4 protein-coding genes are annotated in these 2,739 nt (G+C 59.8%); all 4 read left to right on the top strand.

Annotated features, from left to right (window positions below):
• Positions 1-682 precede the first annotated feature (682 nt).
• The 4 genes from DFR39_RS19695 (at position 683) to DFR39_RS19680 (ending at position 2,595) form a co-directional block, all read left to right on the top strand.
• Positions 683-1,126: a hypothetical protein gene (locus DFR39_RS19695; RefSeq protein ID WP_133605547.1), complete on the top strand. Its 444-nt coding sequence runs from the start codon at positions 683-685 to the stop codon at positions 1,124-1,126.
• A gap of 70 nt (positions 1,127-1,196) precedes the next feature.
• Positions 1,197-1,466, top strand: a complete 270-nt coding sequence (locus DFR39_RS19690) for a hypothetical protein (protein WP_133605546.1) — start codon at positions 1,197-1,199, stop codon at positions 1,464-1,466.
• Between the two features lie 135 nt (positions 1,467-1,601).
• Complete coding sequence (locus DFR39_RS19685) at positions 1,602-1,925, top strand: hypothetical protein (protein WP_211343928.1); 324 nt, start codon at positions 1,602-1,604, stop codon at positions 1,923-1,925.
• Positions 1,926-2,124: 199 nt separating this feature from the next.
• Positions 2,125-2,595 (top strand): hypothetical protein, encoded by a 471-nt coding sequence (locus tag DFR39_RS19680; RefSeq protein WP_133605545.1) that lies wholly within the window; start codon positions 2,125-2,127, stop codon positions 2,593-2,595.
• Positions 2,596-2,739: the final 144 nt, after the last annotated feature.

Raw genomic sequence — 2,739 nt, 5'->3', positions numbered from 1 at the left:
GCGCACGTTATGCAGCAGGCTAATCCCATATCCATCGCTCGCTTGGTCTCGGGCTTGCGCAGCGAGCTTGCCGAGCAAGCGGCCGCGACTGCGGCGGCGAAGGCCGGCGAGCGCGTGGCGGTGCCAGGTCTTGCTGGCGTCCAGGGTTCTGGTCTGCGCTGCGCCGCGGTTGCGGCTAGTCCAGCAAGCCTGCTCGCCTCAGCCTTCGGAGGCTTGCCGCCTCGGCAGCGCATCGCTGCTGCCATCGCCGTGCCTTCGAGTAGCGGGGCTCGGCATAACCTGTTGGTCAAGCGGACCTGCGCCAGCTTCGCTGGCTGGTCCGCTTACCGCGCACGTTATGCAGCAGGCTAATCCCATATCCATCGCTCGCTTGGTCTCGGGCTTGCGCAGCGAGCTTGCCGAGCAAGCGGCCGCGACTGCGGCGGCGAAGGCCGGCGAGCGCGTGGCGGTGCCAGGTCTTGCTGGCGTCCAGGGTCCGGGTCTGCGCTGCGCCGCGGTTGCGGCTAGTCCAGCAAGCCTGCTCGCCTCAGCCTTCGGCGGCTTGCCGCCTCGGCAGCGCATCGCTGCTGCCATCGCCGTGCCTTCGAGTAGCGGGGCTCGGCATAACCTGTTGGTCAAGCGGACCTGCGCCAGCTTCGCTGGCTGGTCCGCTTACCGCGCACGTTAGACGGCTCGCGAAGCGATGAGACCAATCGACCTCTCCCAATTCCCGCAGCCGGAATCGAACGACTCAAGTAGCGTTGAGTTCGCTCTTAACGCTATTCGTAATGCCGAAAGTGAATCAACCTCGAATGAGGCCTACGACGCCTTTCTGTGGGCCGTGGGTAATAACCACGCAGGTACGTTCTACCCAGTGGTATTGGGCGCACTTCCTGAGATTGAACAGATCCTCATGCGTGGAACGGAATGGGCCAAACGTGCAGCGATTGAGTCGCTGATTGACCTTGGCGGCTCATTCGCCCCCGAAGATGGATACGAGAACTACCTTGGAGCTTCGGTTCAAGAAACGCTCAAGGCGTTTATCCATTCGATACGTCACTACATTGCCCCGCTCGCTGATGGAGACAACGCACTTGCTGGGAGCGCTGCTGAGTTGCTGGAGCTTATTGATGACCAAGCCGTCTAACCTTTCATTGCAGCCGACCCAGGCCGGCTGCGCCGGCCGGTCGGCTGAATTCAAACGTTAGAGCGCAGACATGTCGAACGCATCGCTCATCCACCGCATTAGAGATGTGGTGGCGAAGTTCGAACAAGGCGAAACTTCGTTCGTCCACCTTCAAGATGTGCTTGAAAACTCAGCCTGTGCACTTGAGGCACTCCCATACAGCATGATTGCTGAACTTCGACAGATCGAGTCTCGCCTCGCGATCGAACGGTCCTATGAAGATGAGGAATGCGAATCCAAATCCGGAGAAGCGCTTGGCAATCTAAAGCTTTGGCTTGATCGGGTGCCAAGTAATGTCTAAGAATTTGCCGCCGTGTGCATTCATGCGCTCTAACCTTTCGGTCAAGCGGGACCGTCTTCAGGCGTGCCGCCTTCAGCCGGCCCCTTACCTCCAACGTTAGGCCTCAGAGTCCAAGCCCGTGCCCACGCCAGCATCTTGAACATCAGAAACTCTCGATTCAGCAAGCTTCAGCTTCGGCGGCGATCCGATGACCTGATCTACTACTTTGTCCGGGTGCAGCGTCCAGACGGAAGTCTCGGCTATCTCCGCACCGACAAGGAGCTTTGGCTTGAATACGAGCGCGACCTGGGATGGATTGCTCGAGATCCAGAGACGAAAGAACTGACGGGTCGGCCGTGGAGCGATTCACGGGTGGAAGACCAAGACATCGAGCATCCACCAGAAGGTGAATGGGTGAGTAAGAAGGGCAGCAAGTCCTATGTCTATGACCTCGTGTTCACTGGCCAAGACGATGCGTAGTCCGTCCGGGCCCGTCCAAATCTTCAGCGTACGCGAGCAAATGGCACATCAGCGGCTGAGGCCTAACACCTCGCTCAAGCGCCGACGCGCAACGGCACGGCACCTGGCCCGCGAAGCGCTGGTGGTCTATCCTGCCCTTCGCGGGCCAGGCGCCGCGCCGCCGCGCGCGGCTTAGCTCGAACGTTGAAGCTCATCGGCCATGCCCTGCATCCGCACCGAGTCCTTTGAAGTCTTCGCTGACTACCACCAGTTCTACGTCCAGGACGGCGTGGTGAATCCACCCGCGCCCGAAGACTGGACGGATGCTGACGTTGCTCATCGCGCGAAAGCTGCGACCAACGTTGTTGTGGTCTGTCCGGTTCGAAACATGACTGTCCCGGTGCAAGTAGAACTGCACGACGTAGCTCCGGAATTGCAAGACAAAGCAGCAGATCACCTCGTTGAGTGTTCGTTGGCTCTGCCAAGCGGGCATCTTCAAGTCCATGAATGCACCGGCGGCGCAGTTCTAAATTGGCAGCTTGAGCCGGGGCAGTATGAAGTTGCTGTTTTGTATTCGCGCTTGGATTCAATCAGCGCGGACGGACGCTCCGGCGACGATCACTACCAAGTATTGCTGTGGCCCGGAGCGGAACGCCCTCTTCGCGTACTTCAGGAATGGAGCGCGCAATGAGCTTCAACCCCTTGCTGCAGCGGACGGCTTCGCCGCCCGCTGAGCGCGAACGTTAAAACTCATGGGCTATCTCGCCGCGCTTCTCCAGTGGTTGTGGGCGCCACTCGTCGCCGCTGGTGTAAGCGTTGTTTACTTCCAGAGCTC

Origin of the sequence: Roseateles asaccharophilus (genome assembly GCF_004362405.1) — a bacterium.
Taxonomy (GTDB): Bacteria; Pseudomonadota; Gammaproteobacteria; order Burkholderiales; family Burkholderiaceae_C; genus Kinneretia; species Kinneretia asaccharophila.
Note: the sequence above shows the minus strand (reverse complement) of the source record. Positions and strands in the feature narration are given on the sequence as shown.

Bases quoted from the DNA above. Each gene is read 5' to 3' on its own strand.
- DFR39_RS19695 (WP_133605547.1), top strand. From the start codon at position 683: ATGAGACCAATCGACCTCTCCCAATTCCCGCAGCCGGAATCGAACGAC.
- DFR39_RS19690 (WP_133605546.1), top strand. From the start codon at position 1,197: ATGTCGAACGCATCGCTCATCCACCGCATTAGAGATGTGGTGGCGAAG.
- DFR39_RS19680 (WP_133605545.1), top strand. From the start codon at position 2,125: ATGCCCTGCATCCGCACCGAGTCCTTTGAAGTCTTCGCTGACTACCAC.